Source organism: Mesorhizobium sp., assembly GCF_004962925.1.
Lineage (GTDB): Bacteria > Pseudomonadota > Alphaproteobacteria > Rhizobiales > Rhizobiaceae > Mesorhizobium.
On record NZ_SUEO01000399.1, the window covers coordinates 1 to 1,123 of the forward strand.

The following is a 1,123-nucleotide window of genomic DNA, read 5'->3' on the forward strand; positions in this document are numbered from 1 at the left end:
CTGCTTCACCGGCTCGACCGAAGTTGCCAAGCTGATCGAAAAGCAGTTGGCCGAGACCGCCGCGCCCGACGCCATGCTGATCGCCGAGACCGGCGGGCTGAATGCAATGATCGTCGATTCCACCGCGCTTCCCGAACAAGCGGTGCGCGACATCCTTGCCTCGGCCTTCCAGAGTGCCGGCCAGCGCTGCTCGGCGCTGCGCGTGCTCTATGTGCAGAAGGACGTCGAGAAGAAGATGCTGGAGATGCTGAAGGGCGCGATGGAGGCGCTCAGCGTCGGCGATCCCTGGCAGATTTCGACCGATGTCGGCCCGGTCATCGACGACGAGGCGCAAAAATCGATCCGCGACTATTGCACCGACATGGGTCTGCAGGGCCGGCTGATCGCCAAGCTCGAAGCGCCGAAGAATGGCCGCTTCGTGGCGCCGCATGTCTTTCGGGTCAAGGGCATCGAGGACATGGAGCGCGAGGTTTTCGGGCCGGTGCTGCATGTCGCCAGCTTCGACGCCGATGACATCGATGCGGTGATCGCCGCGATCAACCGCAAGGGTTATGGCCTGACCTTCGGCCTGCACACCCGCATCGAAGGCCGCGCCCAACATTTCGTCGACGGCATCCATGCCGGCAACATCTATGTCAACCGCAACCAGATCGGCGCCGTGGTCGGCTCGCAGCCGTTCGGCGGCGAAGGGCTTTCCGGCACCGGGCCGAAGGCCGGCGGACCGCACTATCTCAGGCGCTTCCGCAAGGGGCCGGAGGCGGGCACGCCTGTTCTTGACGGCCGCAAGGTGACGGCGACCGAACTCGCCGACAATCTGCTCGACCCGACGCTCGGCGGCTGGTCGACGCGGGCGGACCGGGTGGCGGTGCTGAGGAAGCATCTGCGCGGCAAGGGCGCTGCCGCCATCGGTGCCGCCGCCGGCATAGATTTCGGCCAGGTCGACCTGCCTGGACCGACGGGCGAGGCCAACACGCTGTCGCTGTCACCGCGCGGCCGTGTGCTCTGCCTGGGGCCGGACGCCGACACGCTGCTTGCCCAGGCGATCCAGGCGCTCGCGGCCGGCAATGCGGTGCTGGCCGTCGCGCCGGGTGCGCCGGCAGCACTCTCGGCATTGACCGGCAAG

1 protein-coding gene is annotated in these 1,123 nt (G+C 67.4%); it reads left to right on the plus strand.

Annotated features, from left to right (window positions below; genetic code table 11):
• The coding region (locus E5W87_RS35365) for an aldehyde dehydrogenase family protein (protein ID WP_292408584.1) at positions 1-1,123 on the plus strand (1,123 nt) is incomplete at both ends.